17 protein-coding genes are annotated in these 17,007 nt (G+C 57.6%); 7 read left to right on the top strand and 10 right to left on the bottom strand.

The window, feature by feature from the left end; translation table 11 throughout:
• Positions 1 to 575: 575 nt before the first annotated feature.
• Both PSJE_RS27475 and PSJE_RS27470 read right to left on the bottom strand, forming a co-directional pair.
• Positions 576 to 1,535: an HlyD family secretion protein gene (locus PSJE_RS27475; RefSeq protein WP_090456223.1), complete on the bottom strand. Its 960-nt coding sequence runs from the start codon at positions 1,533 to 1,535 to the stop codon at positions 576 to 578.
• Between the two features lie 3 nt (positions 1,536 to 1,538).
• On the bottom strand, positions 1,539 to 1,910 hold the full coding sequence (locus PSJE_RS27470; RefSeq protein ID WP_090456221.1) for a DUF3302 domain-containing protein: 372 nt from the start codon (positions 1,908 to 1,910) through the stop codon (positions 1,539 to 1,541).
• Positions 1,911 to 2,028: 118 nt separating this feature from the next.
• Between PSJE_RS27470 and PSJE_RS27465 the strand changes: the two genes are divergently transcribed.
• Positions 2,029 to 2,691 carry a VIT1/CCC1 transporter family protein gene (locus tag PSJE_RS27465; RefSeq protein WP_090456219.1) on the top strand — a complete coding sequence of 221 codons (663 nt, stop codon included), beginning with the start codon at positions 2,029 to 2,031 and terminating at the stop codon, positions 2,689 to 2,691.
• A gap of 77 nt (positions 2,692 to 2,768) precedes the next feature.
• Positions 2,769 to 3,851 (top strand): sterol desaturase family protein, encoded by a 1,083-nt coding sequence (locus tag PSJE_RS27460; protein WP_090456218.1) that lies wholly within the window; start codon positions 2,769 to 2,771, stop codon positions 3,849 to 3,851.
• 205 nt (positions 3,852 to 4,056) lie between these two features.
• On the opposite strand, the gene PSJE_RS27455 is transcribed toward PSJE_RS27460, so the two are convergent.
• Positions 4,057 to 4,995 carry a cupin-like domain-containing protein gene (locus PSJE_RS27455; RefSeq protein ID WP_090457932.1) on the bottom strand — a complete coding sequence of 313 codons (939 nt, stop codon included), beginning with the start codon at positions 4,993 to 4,995 and terminating at the stop codon, positions 4,057 to 4,059.
• Between the two features lie 348 nt (positions 4,996 to 5,343).
• Entirely contained in the window at positions 5,344 to 5,820 is a 477-nt protein-coding gene (locus PSJE_RS27450; RefSeq protein WP_090456217.1) for a hypothetical protein, read from the bottom strand.
• A 1,802-nt stretch (positions 5,821 to 7,622) separates the two neighbouring features.
• Between PSJE_RS27450 and PSJE_RS27445 the strand changes: the two genes are divergently transcribed.
• The 3 genes from PSJE_RS27445 (at position 7,623) to PSJE_RS27435 (ending at position 9,929) form a co-directional block, all read left to right on the top strand.
• Positions 7,623 to 8,987 carry an OprD family porin gene (locus tag PSJE_RS27445; RefSeq protein WP_090456215.1) on the top strand — a complete coding sequence of 455 codons (1,365 nt, stop codon included), beginning with the start codon at positions 7,623 to 7,625 and terminating at the stop codon, positions 8,985 to 8,987.
• 78 nt (positions 8,988 to 9,065) lie between these two features.
• Entirely contained in the window at positions 9,066 to 9,599 is a 534-nt protein-coding gene (locus PSJE_RS27440; RefSeq protein ID WP_090456213.1) for a molybdopterin-dependent oxidoreductase, read from the top strand.
• A 33-nt stretch (positions 9,600 to 9,632) separates the two neighbouring features.
• A complete protein-coding gene (locus tag PSJE_RS27435) occupies positions 9,633 to 9,929 on the top strand; it encodes a hypothetical protein (protein ID WP_090456212.1) in 297 nt (98 codons plus the stop codon).
• Between the two features lie 12 nt (positions 9,930 to 9,941).
• Here the strand turns inward: PSJE_RS27435 and PSJE_RS27430 are convergent, their stop codons facing one another.
• The gene (locus PSJE_RS27430) at positions 9,942 to 10,700 is read right to left on the bottom strand and encodes a DUF899 domain-containing protein (RefSeq protein ID WP_090456211.1); all 759 of its coding nucleotides are present in this window, start codon (positions 10,698 to 10,700) and stop codon (positions 9,942 to 9,944) included.
• An 84-nt stretch (positions 10,701 to 10,784) separates the two neighbouring features.
• Between PSJE_RS27430 and PSJE_RS27425 the strand changes: the two genes are divergently transcribed.
• Positions 10,785 to 12,005 (top strand): helix-turn-helix domain-containing protein, encoded by a 1,221-nt coding sequence (locus tag PSJE_RS27425; RefSeq protein ID WP_090456209.1) that lies wholly within the window; start codon positions 10,785 to 10,787, stop codon positions 12,003 to 12,005.
• A 34-nt stretch (positions 12,006 to 12,039) separates the two neighbouring features.
• Entirely contained in the window at positions 12,040 to 12,672 is a 633-nt protein-coding gene (locus tag PSJE_RS27420) for a Vgb family protein (RefSeq protein WP_090457930.1), read from the top strand.
• A 253-nt stretch (positions 12,673 to 12,925) separates the two neighbouring features.
• On the opposite strand, the gene PSJE_RS27415 is transcribed toward PSJE_RS27420, so the two are convergent.
• The 5 genes from PSJE_RS27415 to PSJE_RS27395 form a co-directional block, all read right to left on the bottom strand.
• Entirely contained in the window at positions 12,926 to 13,327 is a 402-nt protein-coding gene (locus tag PSJE_RS27415) for a GFA family protein (RefSeq protein WP_090456207.1), read from the bottom strand.
• A gap of 388 nt (positions 13,328 to 13,715) precedes the next feature.
• Entirely contained in the window at positions 13,716 to 14,576 is an 861-nt protein-coding gene (locus tag PSJE_RS27410) for a CAP domain-containing protein (protein WP_090456205.1), read from the bottom strand.
• Between the two features lie 175 nt (positions 14,577 to 14,751).
• Positions 14,752 to 15,417, bottom strand: a complete 666-nt coding sequence (locus tag PSJE_RS27405; RefSeq protein ID WP_090456203.1) for a helix-turn-helix transcriptional regulator — start codon at positions 15,415 to 15,417, stop codon at positions 14,752 to 14,754.
• Between the two features lie 19 nt (positions 15,418 to 15,436).
• Entirely contained in the window at positions 15,437 to 16,066 is a 630-nt protein-coding gene (locus PSJE_RS27400) for a hypothetical protein (RefSeq protein ID WP_090456201.1), read from the bottom strand.
• A 133-nt stretch (positions 16,067 to 16,199) separates the two neighbouring features.
• Positions 16,200 to 16,988 carry an alpha/beta hydrolase gene (locus tag PSJE_RS27395; RefSeq protein WP_090456199.1) on the bottom strand — a complete coding sequence of 263 codons (789 nt, stop codon included), beginning with the start codon at positions 16,986 to 16,988 and terminating at the stop codon, positions 16,200 to 16,202.
• Positions 16,989 to 17,007 lie beyond the last annotated feature (19 nt).

Below are 17,007 nucleotides of genomic sequence, written 5' to 3'. Positions count from 1 at the left end.
TCATCCTCGTCTGAAGGTGAAATGAGTGGAGCTACCTCCAACAGATACCATAGAGGACAACCACTGACACGCCTCTGGCCGATTGATGCAGGGAAATGGGATGACTGGAAAAACGGTGGGCAAGTCTGTGCAATCACCCAGCCGGTGGAACTGCAAACCATTCTGGCAATCGAAACCTTAAAGGGCGAGGCGGGCGTAGTATGGGTTACGCATTCGCATTGAACGCCCTGTAGGGCTGTAAAGCCGGGAGGGTTGCGTGGAAAGGGACGCGATGTTCAGGTTCCTCGCGGGCTACCTGTTGATGTGTGCCCTGCTGGCATGGGGGGTGATCCAGGCGTCTCACTGGATTGCTTCTCGCCTGCTGCTGTATTGGATTATTTAGCGCCGACCCTCGCTGCTTCGCTCCTCCTTGTCGATTCTTCCAGTACCACAATGGTGCGATCCACTGTCTGGCCTTTTCCCTCTGACCCTCAGCCTGCTCGATCAGTCGCTGCAATAACAACGCGATCAGGCCGGTTCGCTGAGCCGGCAACTGGCCCCATTCAAGGATTGAGCCAGTTGCCGGTGCTGCCAGGTTAGTGGAACGGAAAGATGTAATTCATCCATGCCGCCATGCGCAGAAGGATTTTGCGCATCATCGCGATGTGGTGGAAATGCTGGCTGTACAACGCCGCCTGGCCGTAGGCGCCGCCGGGCATCTGGTCGGCGTACTGGGCATAGTCGGGATCGGTGATCTCAATGATCACCGGAACCCGGCCGGCCGGCGGTGAACCGGTGAAGCTGATCAGTGTGCCCGACGGTTGGATCTGGCCTTCGGCGATGACCGAAACGACGGTCTTGACCTTGCCTTCGAAAACCTTGCCTGGAATGCCGTCGAAAGCGATCTCGGCCTCGTCGCCCTCGGTCAGGCGCAACAGGCTGTTCTGGCGCATCCACGCGGAGAAGTAATGCCCTTCGGCGGGAATGAAGACCATCGAAGGGCGCAGCGGCAACTTGGTCGCCATCATGCCCGGACGCAGTGAAACATGGGTGACGAAGCCTTTGCTCGGCGCACGGACGGTGGTGTTGTCGAGTTCGTACTGCGCGTTGTCCAGTTGTGCCTTCAGGTCGTCACTGCGAGCGACCACCATATCCAGTTCCCGTTGGGTACTGAAGTTACGCTTGATCAACTCGGTGATCCGGGCGCGATCGGCCTGGGCGGCAATCAGCTGTGCCTTGAGGGATTTCACCCGGTATTCGAAAGGTGCAGGGTCGATGCGAAACAGCACATCGCCTTTTTCCAGGGGCTGGTTGGTCTTCACCGATACATCGATCACCTGGCCGCTGACCACGGGTATCACCGGAACCGATACGAAATAGGAACGCGCCACCTCGGAGTAGGGGTGGTTGTAGTTCATCGTGAAAATCAGCGTGCCGATAATCACGATCCCGCCCAGCACCGCCGTGGGCACCGTCCATTTGTTCAGGGGGATGCGGAAGATCTTGAAGATGGCTACGCAGAGAGCGGCATACGTCAGAATGAGTAAGAGATCCATGGCTCAAATGCCCTCGCCGAGATTGTCCGTTGGCACACGATTCTGTGCCGTACCCATCGCTGACTCCAGGCGCTCGATCCGGCCTTGCAGCTCGGCGACCTGTTGTTCGAGGTGAACCACATGACTTTTGGGTGAATGTCCGTCACTGAAACCCCAGCCCCGGTCCTCCCGATAGGCCATCGCCCAGATCCAAAGGAACGGCCAGAGTGCGTGCAAGGTGAAGAGGCTGACCCAGCCGGTGGCGTGGATCGCATCCTGGTGAGGGTGGTTGCGGTGGACGGCAATTTCATAGGGGATGTCGTGGAGCAGGATGATCCCGTAGAACAAGAAGAGTCCTACAAATATCAGTACGCCCAGGGCGAAGTATTCAAGCATGAACCAGTCCTCTTGAAGCAGATAGCGTGTGCGCCTGAGTGTAGCCGTTCAATCTACACTTGACGGGGATGCGGATATCCAGCCGGAACAACCGGTACCTGACCGACGAGGTGAGTTCATGCCAACCAATGCTCAATTCGAGAGGGCGCCTGTACTTGACCCTGTCGAGCGCATTACCGAGGTGATCTTCGGCCTGCTGATGGCCATGACGTTCACCGGCACCATCAGCGTGGCCACGGCAGACCAGGCCGCCGAACGCACGATGATGATTGCCGCGCTCGGCTGCAATCTCGCCTGGGGACTGGCCGATGCGGTCATGTACCTGTTGCGCGCACTGGTCGAGCGCACGCGCAGGATCAAGCTGTACATGGCCTTGCGTAATGGCACGGACGCCGCGGTCGGTCAGGCGCTCGTTGCGCAAGTGTTGCCGTTGCAGTTCGCGACGGCGGCCGGCAGTGAGGGCCTGGAGTTGTTGCGCCGTCGGCTGCTCGAGCAGCCCCCCTTGCCGATCAGGGCCGGCCTCGGCTGGAGCGACTTCAGGGGCGCCCTCGGTGTTTTCCTGTTGGTCGTGTGCTCGACATTTCCGTTGGTGGTGCCGTTCATACTGCTCGATCAAACGGCGCTCGCCATCCGCCTGTCCAACCTGATCGGGCTTGTGGTGCTGTTCATCGCAGGCTGGCTGCTCGCCAGATACGCTGGCGCCACGCAATGGCAGGGTGGGGTGATCATGGCCGCCACGGGGGGCGTGCTGATCCTTGCAATCATTGCGCTGGGTGGATAAAAACCGGGCATCATTCAACACACTAAAGACTCGTTCTCATTTACAATTGCTCTTCCATTTACGTCGGGCAGCCCGGTATGGATGTTCTCGCCGCAATCCATCTTCATTTATCCCAGTGGGTATTCGAGCCGGTCACCCGGCAGTTCCTGGGCATTTTCGACTTCAACGGCAGACTCGGTCTAGCCTTTCTCTGCATGTCTTACAGCGTCGCCTATTGCCTGTTCCGCTACCGCAAATCCCGGGGCTTGACCGACGCGCGCTCATTCGGGCAGTTCATCGGCGGCTACCGGGTGTACCTGCATCGCTCGGCGCTGCTCGACTACCGCTACTACTTCGTACTCGCCATCCTCAAGGTTGCCCTGGTGCTGCCCATCGTCGGCCTGGTCGATCCGTACGTCTTGCGTTCAGCGGACTACATCGCGTTCTTCACCCAGCTGTGGGGCGCGCGTACGCAAGTGGAAGAGAACCTGGCGCTGACCCTGCTCTATGGGCTGGGCGTATTTCTGGTCAAGGATTTCAGCCATTACTGGGGCCATCGCGCTTTCCATTCGCGGTATCTGTGGGCCTTCCACAAAGTCCATCATTCGGCGCCCGTGCTGGTGCCGGCGACGGCCAGCCGCGTGCACTTTCTGGAAGAGGTGGTCGAAAAGCTCACGGATATCATCTGCGTCGGCGCATTTGCCGGGGTCTTCTGGTACGCCTGCGGCGGGGAGATCAGCCGCTATACCTTGTTTGGCGTGACTTACATGGTGTTCATCTTCAATGGCCTGGCGGCCAACCTGCGTCACAGCCATGTCTGGTTTTCCTTCGGGCCGGTGCTGGAACGGGTGCTGAGCAGCCCGGCGCAACACCAGATTCATCACAGCGATGCACCGCGACACTTCAACAAGAACTTCGGCATCAATCTGTCACTGTGGGACTGGATGTTCGGCACGCTCTACGTCACCCGGTCCACACCCGAGGCCATTCACTTCGGCACCGGTGAACAGGATCACGAGCGTTACCTGACGCTGCAGGGGTTGATCGTCACGCCTTTCGTGGACATCGCCCGCAAACTCCTTCCGGGAAACCCCCCGAAAGCACAACCTGAAAGTGGATCTGATCCGTATTTTTCAGCGCAATCTGCCTCTGTAACGGATACAGCCGCCAGCCCACAATAAGTCTTCGGTACGCCGCTCGGGCAGCACACGCCACCCCTGTACCGCCAATTCATAGTGTGGGAGGCCCCATGGCCAAGATGACGATTTTTCTCGGTGGTTTTCTGCTGTTGACCATCCTGATCGGTATGCTGGCGACGATTCCGCCGACTTGATTAGGTGCGGCGTTGACCTTGGGAAGGTTCATGGTGTCCAGTGCTTGAAATGCTCAATTGCTATCGATTTTCTCACGCACCGAATTTACCCAGAAGTTTATCGAGAGGGACGAAGTCAACGACCTTACTTGGTGAAACCAGCCTTCAGGTAAAAAGAGTAAATCGCCGGGTTTCAAATGCACCGCAAAAAAGCTCACATGTTTTGCTGTCGGAAACTCCTCAAAATTCGGATTTGACGGGTCGAAGTCGCAACCTTCCAGGCCGCCGTTAGGCGAAGTCGACCAACTACCCAATGCAATGCGGTGGTGAGGCGCAGCCAGCAACATAGACTTTTCTCCCCAGACTTGAGCGAAAAGGTTGTCTGAGTCATCCCGATGAAGGGGGGTCAACGAAGCCTGCGTTTCTTCGCGGGCTTGCATAACGGGCAGCGTGCAATACAGCCGATCGGCCATCCACAGCTGGCCCTTAGTGGCGCGGGCCAACAACGGCAGCACGCTGACGCGTTCACTCGCGTAGGCATCCTCGCAAGGCTGCAAGTCGACGATCTGATCCAGGTCCGGGTCGTAGACCACGACTGAAAACCCTGGCTGGGCCGCACCTCGTTCCCGCCGCAAAGCCCCCAAGCGTTTTTCGGTAGAAGGCAGGTGGTTACCGTCGACAATGCGCAATTGCCAGCCGGGCAAAATGGCGGGACAACCCAACGCCTCTATCGTCGGGGTCAGACGCTCAGCGCTTCCTGTGACCAACGCCCGCAGCAATGCAGGCTCTGTGCGACTGACCTTGTCATAGAGCGCCGCCAAGGTAACCGGTAGGTCATCCATCTGGCGGGCAGCGGCATGCAAGGAAGGGCGCAAACCCAATGGAACAAGGGACATCAGCTCAACGATGGTCGAAAACAAAAGCTCACGCGGGTATTGGCGTTGACGGTGTTCTTCAAACACCTGATCAACCCATTCGGCAGGAACAGCCTGCTCCAGTATCAACTTGGCCATGACACTGGCCGGTGTCTTTTTTTCAAACCGCGCTAGAACTTCTGCCCACATCGTTTTCGTCACCCTGACTGGAGTTTTAGGAGATTCTAAACGAAGCCCTTGAAAGGGCTGACTCTAAGGGCGGCGTTGAATTTGAGCTTATCCCCCGGGCACTATGTACCAATTCATATACTGTACGCAGATTTTTCCTCAGGGCCTGATCTTACTTCTGGTAAGTAACAAAGATACTTGGTTGCTATTAAAATTCGTCAAAAGTTTGATCGTTAGATTTGAGCCGGTATCATTGCTGTTAGCCGGCTCAGGATTTTTTCGCAGAGGGAGTTGTGCACCATGTGCTTTGTTTAATACTCAGCTATACACATCCCGCTCTATTATATTTGAAAGCTTCAGTAGCTTGGTGTATGGTCCCGTCAATATAGTGTTTTTATCCTTGATTGTGTGAATGATAAGCTCAGATTTGCAGAAGTAAAAAATGCTAAACATTCTTTTTTTTGGGTAGTATACCCCATCTTTTTTTTCTGAATAATCGATGGTGAGCATTGCGCTCTTCAATGTTTCTTGGCTTATATCGATGTGGGTTCTTAATTCAGAAAGCGCTTCGTCATAATACATTAGTTTGATTGTCATAGCTAAATAACCTATAGTTCCGGCTATGGCGTTGCTACTTCGGTATGCTTCTGTTAGTCCTATTTTGTTCATAAAAATAAAAACTAAACTCATCAGTGTGTAAGCCAATACGGTTTTTTCAATTAATGAAAGTAATTTAAGGTGGTCTTTTGATAATTGGTCTCTTAGCTTAAGTTTTTTCAAGGTATCACTATTCATGGGGTCAATCACGCTACGATGCTCTGTTATAATTTTAAATCTACTGGGCGTACTCGCACTGAACTAAGGTACGTCCAGTAGAACCCCGGTTATTTAACTGGGAGTACTAGAGGGCGTCTGAGGGAAAAAAGAAGATCCCTCAAAGCCACCTGGAAAGGTACCTGGTTTCCACGCGTTAGCGGCATCTCTTCCTGCATTATAAATTCCTTCTCCTGCCATGCTTCCCAACCCGCCCCCAATTGCCGCACCCGCGAGTGGATGCCCAAGTCGAGTCCCTATAGCAGCACCTGCCGCAGTACCCAAAGTACCTCCTACGCTAGTTGCAAAAGTGCTACCATTGCTGGCGCCTGAAACTTGAGATATTTCAATATTGGATAACTTTCTCATGACTAAATATTCCTTTTTAGGCGTTAATGATCGTCAGCGTTCTATTTGTGTAGTATTCAACCTCCATTTGTTAAAAAATTTTTTACTATTCACGTCAGTAAATACTGGGATCGGAGTGTGCCTGAAACGCACAATTTCTCTAGTTGCCACTGCATTGCAACAGGTTTTTTGTTGTATATTAGAAATGAGTTTTCATGGTTGATGAAAGCCTAGAAGAACCATCAATCTTGGAATAAAATAAATTATGGTTGAAATTACAACTGGTAAAATTACGGTCTGTATGTGCTCGCGTTGGATAATGTTTCGACCGAGTTTTGCATTTGTAAATGATGCGCACCCCTTTGCGGTGAGTGAAAGGAATAAAGCAATTCCGAGAGAAATAGTAATTTCCACGATATCATCTATGTCCAAAATAAATTGTCCGAGGCAGATTTGAGTTTTTGTCGTAATAATATAATGCCTACTAATAGGTTTTGTATTATTAAAAATATAGCTTCATGCTCTACTTTTGATTCTTCTGCTCTAGGCACCGAACGCGGTCCGTGTTTCCTGTTACGACGCCAGTGCCGAAAACCGGCACCTGACTTGCCCAAAGCCTGTTTTACATCAAGAGGCCCTGATACTCCTATTCGATCGATCGTCAATACCCATAGGAATTATAATGTTGGCACACTTGGCTCCGGATACAGATGAGCGTTTCTTGCCGATCCGAGACTTTTATTGTAAGTCCAAGTAGAAGGCGAGCAGGCTGATGTTGCATTAATAAGCCATAAATACCGATGGCAAGACAACATGTAGTCATAGGTCTATTTATACTGCCACGCAGCAAGCTAAGTACCATCCTGCAGATGTAGGGGGTCAGAAGTTGATGTGAGCCCTTCTACACAGGTCAGGCTCTGTACGAAAGAATTTTAAAGTACGTAGATCGTTTGTTAAGTCAGCTTCGTCCTACATTTCAAGTAAATTTTCTTTTTTTCAAGAGAGATGATTCCTACAGAATACTTTCCCGATTTAACTTTCCAGACTGTAAATTGCGCGAGCTCCACATTCCCGATTATTGAGTCTGTATTTGACCGTAACTTGGAAAACAAAAGTTGGTTGTTTTTCAAATTCGCACATGCAAAAAAACGCTCGCGGTTACCTCAGAAAACCGTGCCGGTAGTAGTTTTTGGTTGTGACACCTCGGTAGCGCTCAGTGATTCGATCGCCACCTTGAGCAGCTGCATACTCTGTCGAAATTAATTTGACTTCAAAGTCATGATCTTGAAAGATGCCGCCCGACCAGACTGTTTCCAGGCTCTCGCTGCGCCTATCGCTGTATACAAAAATATATAGCGAAAGCCGCCCGCCAGAGCTCAGGCAAACCCGGACCCTGGACACCAAAAAAACAAGAGACCCGCACCGGAGTAAACACAATGAAGCTGCAACCCCTGGCCCTGGCCATCACCCTGGGTGGCTTGACCCACCAGGCCATCGCCGCCGGTTTTATCGATGACAGCAAGGCCTCGCTGAACCTGCGCAATTTCTATTTCAATTCGGACAACCGGGAAAGCCAGGGCAAGGTGGGTAATGCCGCCTACACCAGCCAGGCCAAGGAGTGGGGGCAGGGGCTGCAACTCAACGTGATCTCCGGATTCACCCAAGGCACCGTCGGCTTTGGCCTGGACGCTATCGCCATGATGGGGCTGAAGCTCGACAGCGGCGGTCGCGTGGGCAAGGCCGGTATCGACCGCACGCCGGGGGCGCTGTTTCCCACGGACAGTGACGGCCATGCAGTCGATGAATATTCCAAGGGCGGTGTGACCGGCAAAGTGCGCATTTCCAAGACCGAAGCACGCCTGGGCACCCTGCAGCCCAAGCTGCCGGTGATCAACTTCAACGACGGTCGCCTGCTGCCGCAAACCTTCGAAGGCGGGCAGATCACTTCAAGTGAAATTGACGGCCTGACCCTCACTGCCGGCCAACTGCAAAGCACCAAGACCCGCAGTTCCACCGACGATATCGATCTGCGCATCGGCGGTGCGACGCGTCCCGCCGGTACTCCGGCCAGCACCGCGCTGGCCGACTCGGACACCTTCGTCTTCGCCGGCGGCGACTACAAGATCACCAAGAACCTGACCGCCCAGTACTACTACGGCAGCCTCGAAGATTTCTACCAACAGCACTTCCTCGGCCTGATCCACACAATGGCCATCGGCCCCGGCGCGCTGAAGACTGACCTGCGCTATTTCAACAGCAGCGCCGATGGCAAGAACGGCAACGCGGCCGGACGGGCCCAGGGCTACAAGAGCAGCGGTTTCTGGAAAGCGGGCGACACACACGCCGGTGAAGTGGACAACAACACCTGGAGTGCCCTGTTCACCTACAGCCTGAGTGGCCATGCATTTAGCGCGGGCTACCAGCAAGTCTCCGGCGACAGCGCGTTCCCGTTCGTCAACCAGGGCGACGGAGCCACTGCGTACCTGATCACGGACCGGCAGATCGGCAAGTTCCTCAGCGCCGGTGAGCGCACCTGGCTGGCCGAGTACGGGTATGACTTCGTGGCGCTTGGCGTGCCGGGTCTCAAGACAGTGGTCACTTATCTCAGTGGCGACAACATCGACTCCGCCGCCGGTGATCGCAAAGAGTGGGAGCGCGACCTGCGGATCGACTATGCACTGCAAAGCGGTCCACTCAAGGGGGTGGGCATTTCCTGGCGTAACGCCAGCTTGCGTGGCAATGCCAGCAGCGACCTGGATGAAAATCGCCTGATCCTCAGCTACAGCCTGCCGCTGCTTTAAGCACGGCGGAGCGGTCCCGGACTGCCATCGCCCAGTCCGGGACCCCAGTGATTGGTCAACCACGACAGGAGCATCGCCATGCGTTCAATTTTTTCGACTGTGCAAAGCCTTGTTCGCCCCAGCGCCAAACCCGTGTTGTTTTCACGCCCGGCCATCAATGTGGCTGAGCAGACTCTGGAGGTGGTCGGGCAAGTGCAGATCCCGCTGTGCCTGAGCGTGGCCGACCTGCAAGCCATGCCGGGCTATGACTGGGTGCGACTGACCAGCAATACCTGCGAGGGCAATGCGCAAAAAGCACAGAAAAAGGGCTATCGCGGGGTGCTGCTGCGGGAAATTGTCCTCAAGGCCGGGTTGAAGAGTGATGACCCTAAAGGCTGGAAACGCGCCTATGTGGTGGCGCGTGCCAGTGACGGCTATGTCGCGTTGTTCAGTTGGAACGAACTGATCAATACCGACGTGGGCGATGCGGTGCTGGTGATGTACCGACAACATTCGCACGGGCAGACGGAGCTCGGCGAACACCTTTCATTGGTCTCGGGAAGCGATCGTCATTCCGGGGCTCGTCAAGTGAAGTGGTTGCGCAGCATTGAGCTGTGCAGCATCTTTGGTTGACTCATCCACAACGCCGTACCGGGGGAAATGCCAATGCCAGTGTGCAATTCGCTTGGCCTTGATCGACATTCTACGGTCGAGCAGGTGTTGGCCGGCGAACAGTGGCCGCCCGAATTCGAAGTGGCCATGAGGGATTTGCTCGAGCAAATGGCCAACACCGACCATGAAGTGACGCTGCACAACCTCGGCCGCTTCCTCGGCGACTTCGTGCCGCGATACACGCTTAACCGTGCCGAGGAATGGCAGCAATGGGCGACCCGGCGCTGGATCTCACAGACCAAGCTCGTGCTAATGGACAAACTGGCGGACGTTTTCATCGGTGGTCAGTGACAACGCTGGCGCTCACCGGTACTCATCATGCCGGCGCCACCAGGGCCCCGTTTCATTGCGGCCCTTGGGCGCGCGGTCGAGCCATTGGTACATGCTCCACAATCCGTCCAGGCCCCGCGCGTAGGTGGAGTAGGTGTGATAAATCTCGCCGTCCTCCAGCACAAACGTACTCAACCCCGGCCTGTCGCGGGTATAGGTCGGCGCATCGGTGCCACAGGTCGCGGCGAATTGTTTCACCGGTTCCGGGATCTGGCTGGCGTCCATGGCATGGCCGCCGCGCTGGTAGTTGTATTCGATCAAGCCTTCGCGCTGCTGCGCTTCGGTGAAGTAGACATTGAAGTCGGCGGTGAAGTCGCTATCGGCGGCCGAGGCCCAGGGGAAGGTCCAGCCCATTCGGCGCTTGTAGGCCTGCAGTTTCGCCAAGGGTGCGCGGGATATCGCCATCAGGGTCACGTCGTGGTTCGCCAGGTGGACGACGACGGGGTCGAAGCCATCGGCGATGGCTGAGCAGGAAGGGCAGCCGGCCGTGTAGTCGGGGCCGAACATGAAGTGGTAGACCAGCAGTTGCGAGCGCCCTTGAAAGAGTTCGGCCAGAGTGGCGCTGCCGTTGTCGGTATTGAAGCGGTACGTCTTGTCGAGGCGAAACCATGGCAATGCCTGGCGTTGCCTGGCCACATCATCGCTGCGTCGGGTCAGCGCCTTTTCCGCTTCAAGCAGTTGCAAACGTGCCGCCAGCCACTGTTCCCGGGTCGCGGTTTTGTGGGTGTTCATCGTTGTACGCTCCTGGTGAAAGGTCGTGATTTAGACTAAACCCGGGTATCGAATGATGGGAGTGACAAGCGTGGCGGGATTTCGATGGACTCGATGATCACGGCAGCTGCACAGGCGCTGGCGGCGGGCAATCCGCTGGGCGCACTGGACCGCGTGGCCTTGCGCGACGATGCGCCGGCCCTGGCCCTGCGCGGTATCGCCATGGCGCAACTGGGCGATCTGGTGCGGGCCAGGGCGCTGGTCAAGCGGGCGCAACGGGCCTTTGCGCCCAAGGAAGTGCTGGCCCGGGCGCGCTGTGTGGTGGCTGAGGCCGAAATCGCCCTGGCTTCGCGGGAGCTCGGGTGGCCGGTCAAGGCGCTCGAAACGGCGCGGGTCACCCTTGAACACCACGGTGACCGGGTCAATGCCGCCCATGCGCGTTATCTGCAAATCCGCCGTCTGCTGCTGATCGGTCAGCTCGATGAGGCACAGCAGTTGCTGGCCGGACTCGACCCCGGCCCATTGCCACCGGCCTTGCGGGCAACCCATGAACTGGTGCTGGCGGGGATTGCCATTCGGCGCCTGCAATCGCACGCGGCGCGGGAGGCGTTGAACAGGGCCGGGCAGGCTGCCGGTCAAGCCGGGATTGCCGCCCTGATGGCTGAGGTCCAACACGCTGTGTATCTGCTCGATGCCCCCGCGGCACGCCTGATTGCCCAGGGTGAAGTACGGCCGCTGTTGCTCGATGATGTTGAAGCGTTGTTCTGTTCAACGTCACTGGTGGTGGATGCCTGCCGGTACGTTGTGCGCGGTTGTGGCATGTCGGTGTCGCTCGCGACGCGGCCGATCCTGTTCGTGCTCGCCCGTGTGTTGGCCGAGGCGTGGCCTGCCGACGTTGAGCGGGAAGTGTTGATCGCCCGGGCGTTCCGTCTGAAGCTTTCGGATGAATCCCATCGCGCCCGGCTTCGTGTGGAAATCGGCAGGCTGCGTAAAGCACTCAAGCCGTTGGCCGGCGTCATCGCGACAGCGCGCGGTTATGCCCTGCAATCGCCGGTGTGTACGCAGGTGGTGACGCTGGCGCAACCGGTCGAGGAAAAATTTGCCGCGGTGTTTGCCTGCCTCGCCGATGGCGAGTCGTGGTCCAGTTCCGCCCTGGCACTGGCGCTGGGTACCAGCCAGCGCACGGTGCAACGGGCGCTCGATAAGCTGACGGAGCAGGGCAAGGTGCAGTGGTTTGGCCGTGGTCGCGCGCGGCGCTGGATGACGCCGCCCGTGCCGGGATTCGCGACGACCTTGTTACTCCCGGCACCGCTGCCCGGTGGCTAGGATGAACGGCACCAACCCCATCGAGGAATGCCAGATGAAACACGCAACTGCTGAAATCATTCGTGAATATGGCCCGTTTGCCGATGTCGACCACGTGTGCGGCGTCACCTGGGACGGCGAAAAGGTCTGGTTCGCATGCAACAGCAAAATCAACGCCCTGGACCCGGAAAGCGGCAAGTTGCTGAGCTCGATCGATGTCGCTGCCCATGCCGGCACCGCGTTTGACGGGGAGCACCTGTTCCAGATCGCCGAAGACCGCATCCACAAGATCGACCCCCGCACCGGTCGCATCCTCTCGACGATTCCTGCTCCCGGTGCAGGCGCCGATTCGGGGCTGACCTGGGCCGAAGGGACGTTGTGGGTGGGCCAGTACCGCGAACGCAAGATTCACCAGATCGACCCCGAGAACGGCAAGATCCTGCGCACCATCGAATCCAACCGTTTCGTCACCGGCGTGACCTGGGTGGACGGCGCGCTGTGGCACGGTACGTGGGAAGGCGATGAAAGCGAACTGCGCCGGATCGATCCGCAAACGGGCGAAGTGCTGCAGAGCCTGAAAATGCCCGAAGGCGTGGGCGTGTCGGGGCTGGAGTCCGATGGTGGCGAGCGGTTGTTCTGCGGTGGCGGCGATAGCGGCAAGGTGAGGGTGGTGCGCCGGCCTGCATGAGTGTGGCCGGGTTGCCAAGTGCAACCTGTGTGGGAGCGAGCCTGCTCGCGAATGCAGAGTGTCAGGCAACATCAATGTTGGCTGATTTGACGCCATCGCGAGCAAGCTCGCTCCCACAGGGTTAGTGGATGTACGCAAAATCTGCGAGCAACCGAAATCACTGTGGGAGCGAGCTTGCTCGCGATAGCGGTGGGTCAGTCGATATCAATGTTGAATGTGCTGACCTCATCGCGAGCAAGCTCGCTCCAGTCACTCAGTCCGTTCGTGGATGCTGATCGTTGATGTCGTACCAATCCGCTTTCGAGCTGACAAAAACATGTTTTTGCTTGTTTGGTCGGAACGGCGTATCCAGCGTACCGAGGGCAATCGAAATCCACTCGGAAAACGCTCCTGTCGAGTCAGACCAGAACAGTGAAGATCCGCAGTGAGAACAGAACTGCCGCGTGACACCCCTGGACGATTCATACGCCTTCAGCGAATCTGCACCGGTCATGATGCCAAGCGCCGAGGCGGGTGCGCTGGCATAGGTTGCAAATGCAGCCCCATGGCCCTTTCGGCATTGGCTGCAATGGCAATGGGTGACGGCTTTCAGCTTGGTCGACAAGCGATATTTGACGGCGCCGCAGAGGCAACTGCCGTGGTGAAACTCATCCATGTAAAGTCATCCGTGGATCGATAGTATTTTTCCGTCCTGCCATGTTTTCTGCTGGTCGAAATCGGTCTAAAAGCCCGGTTGGCAAATGTGTCTGTTTTGCTATCCTCAAAACTGTAGGTGAAGACGCAGACTGATGCGCAAAAGGATAGCAAGGAGACGTGGGGCGCGTTCCGAAGGGTACACGGTTAGAAAGATCCCCGCGCTGGGATCCAGCCCTTATGCCGTGTGAAGCAGAAGAGTTCCATTACAGTTTCACGACTCTTTTGTGGGAGGCCTGATAAACCTTGTAAGCCGGAGACCAGCACCGGCCACCTACTTGTTACATTCACCCACAAAGCCCGCTCAGTGCGGGCTTTTTAATGCCCGCAAGGTGGGTCCGGTCCGCGGCTCAAGGCGCGCCAAACAGCATCGTCCAGTAAACACCGTTGTCGCTGCGCGCGTTGGCGGCGTAAGCGGCACCGACCTGGGTGAACATCGGGTTCATCAGGTTGGCGCAGTGCCCTGGGCTGGCGAGCCAGCCGGCCATGGCCTTGCTGGGTGAACCTTGCCCGGCGGCGATGTTTTCACCAATCTGCCGGCCACGGTAGCCAGCGGCCCTGGCGCGGTCGGAGGGCATGTCACCGTCGGCGTCCTGGTGGGCGAAATAGTTGCTGTAGGCCATATCCTTGCTGTGGCTTTGTGCTGCGGAGCCCAAGGCTGCACTCCAGGACAGCGGCCGTGCGGCGGCGAAACGCTGGCGACCACACAGTCGCGGTTTGGCCCGGGCTGCGTTTACCTGCGCCAGCAACGCCTGAGCGGCGCTGCGTGGATCGCCGGTTTTCCCGTCGAGCACCGGCCGTGCCAGCACCACTTGCCACTCACTTCCGGCGCGGCTGACGCCGATGTCGGCGTATTGATTGTCGAGCAGTGCCGCGCAGTGCTCGTCCTGGAACATATCGAAGGCTTCTTCGGCATCCCGTGCACCCACCACGCGGATGGACCGCACCATGGTGGCCTGATAGCCGGAAGCCTTTAACCGGTCCCGCAACCCACCGCCATAGCCAACGGGCAGGGCCAGGTTCGACTTGAGCGTCAGGGGTGATAAGCGTTGCGTCGGCCGCCGGTCGCAGCGTTGCGGATGGGCGCGATAGTCGTTGATGGCGTCTACCAGTTGCCGTTGCCCATCGGCGTGGGCGGGGCTTGCAAAAACAGGGAGCAGGGAAAACAGGCACAGCGAAGATAAGCGCAAGGCAACGACAGTTTGGCGCATGGACGGACAACTCTGATGAGATGACAACGAAGAAAGTGGGGAAAAACGCTGGGCTATGACTGGTGCCTTGAAACAAGGTTCACGGCGGGCACCTGTCTATTTGCGGGCGAAGCCATGAGTCCGACGAAGGGTGTCAGGTCGTCGGAAACCGGCAGCAACGGTTGTCACGCCAGCGCTAGGCTGGCTGATCGGTATTGCCTGAAGCAGGCTCTGTCGGGACGTCCGGGGTTTCGCTCGGACGCAGCCTGAAGCGACAGACATGCCCGCCGCGCACCATACATTCACTGTGCTCGACTTCACCGCCGCCCAACGCGCCAATCAAGGCCAGGTCCAGTTCGCAGACCACCGGGTGGGCAGCGGCCAAGCGATGGAACACGCAGTTATGCGCGACGATTTCCGGGGTGCCGCCTGAGCGAAAAAACACCTCGGCTTCGTAGCCCGCCTGGTTCATGTGCTGCACGATCCTGGCTTCATCCACGACTTGTTGTTCGCGGTCCGAAGCCAGCTTGCGGCCCATGCTGCGCATCAGCGAGGCCAGGGCTTCAGGGCCGATGATGGCGGCGACTTCATCAATCAATACGCTGGCCAGTAGCTGATAATGGCGAGGGAACTGCTCCCGCGCGTGGTCGGTGAGCTGATACAACTGCTCGGGGCGACGGCCCGTCGGCCGGGTGTCGCCGCGCAGCACCAGAGCGTCACGCTCCAGCGCCGCCAGGTGTTGGCGGATCGCCGTGCGCGTGACTGCCAGGTGCTCAGCCAACTCGTCAATGCTCATGCCGCCCCCATGGTGCAGCAGTGCGTTGAGCAGGTCCTGCTGTGTTCGGCCCAGTCCTTCCAGCATGGTGTGCCCTCGCGCGATATCAGAACTTGTCCGGGAATTGCTTGACCAGCGCGCCGGTCAAGGCGTCGGCCAGGGCCAGGATGTGCGTGCGCATCATCGCCCAGGTGCGGGCTTCGCCGGTGTAATCGTGTGCCGAGAATTCATCGATCTGGGCGACGTGGTGACCGCCATGGGCCGACAACATGTTGACCAGCGTGGCTTCAGGCAGATTGGGGTTGGCGGTGGCCAGGAAAGCCGCAATCGCCTTGGCATTGCCGGTCAACTCGGTGACGGCAGCCTGCTTGCCTTTTGCGTCTTTCGCGACGGTGGCATCGCTGTAGTGTTTCACCGCGCCCCAATGACCGGCAAGCAGCTTGAGCAACTGATCGGCTGCCGGTTGGCCGTAGAGCGGGGCGATGCTGTTGGCGATTTTGGTGGCGTTGTCGACCACCTGGTCCGCCGCCACTTTGGCTTGCTTCTGGTCGGCGGATTGATTGGCCAGCGCGTAGTTTCTGATCCAGAAAATGTGTTCGACCCAAAGGTCGCGAAGGGCCAGGCGTGTGCTCAGCGCGGGGCTGTCGGCAGCGCCAGGTGAGGCGGCAGGCGTCTGGCTCCAGACCGGTTGCGCACAGAAAGCCAGCAGGAGCAAAGCCAGGATCTTGATATTCATGACGGCACCCTCTGAGAGTGGGAATGTTCGACAATATCAATATAGGCATAAAAATATGTTTTTATTGGGCGTGGGTGAACTCTCGGATTAACGGTCGTATTTCGTCATGGGAAAGGCACGTTGCACTCAGGTTTTACAACCCTTCACGCAGACGTTTGAGGTAGTCGGGGCTGTCACTGATCGAGTTATGGCCCGTCCCTGCAATGACCTGCAATGACGCCACACCACGGGTGAAGTGACTCAACAGGCGCTCGGTGCTTGAGCGCGCAATCACCTCGTCATGCTCGGCCGCGATCAACAATGTCGGCACGGTGATGCGGGCGGCGTACCGCCAGGACTGAAACTTGTCCTTCAACAACCAGCGCACCGGAAACCAGCGGAACTGACGGGCGGCGAGCCCTTCGAGGCTGTTGTAGGGCGTGATCAGCACCAGTCGCGCCGCCGGACGCTCGCTGGCCAGGCGCACGGCCACCCCGGAACCCAGGCTGCGTCCGACCACTGTCACATGCGGATGGCTGGCATGTACCTGGTCGAACAACGTGATGGCATCGCGGGCAATGGCCTCTTCGGAAGGCGAGCCGGAACTCCCGCCATAACCACGGTAATGCAGCAGATACAGGGCGTAGTCAGGGAACGCTTGGGAGAACCCGGGCAGGTTGCGCGAGACGTCTTCGGCATTGCCGCCAAAATAAATCAGCGCGTTGGGTCCCTTGTGCGGTCGGATGGACACCAGCACCTGTGCGTCGGCAGTCGGCAGGGTGAGCAGCGTCGCGTCTGTACCGACGGCGCGCGGTTGCGGGTAGTAAATCAGCGCTCGCTGGAAAACGAACAGCGCCACGCACAGCGCCAAGTACAACGCAGCGACGATGACGACGAGTAACAACAGGGTGCGCGACATTCGACTAACGTTAGTGGGCGGCATTGACTGCTCGGGGTTTGAA

The sequence above is a fragment of the Pseudomonas jessenii genome (assembly GCF_002236115.1).
In the GTDB taxonomy this organism is placed as follows: Bacteria; Pseudomonadota; Gammaproteobacteria; order Pseudomonadales; family Pseudomonadaceae; genus Aquipseudomonas; species Aquipseudomonas jessenii.
The sequence above is the reverse complement of the archived record's forward strand: the minus strand, read 5'-3'. Positions and strand labels throughout refer to the sequence as shown.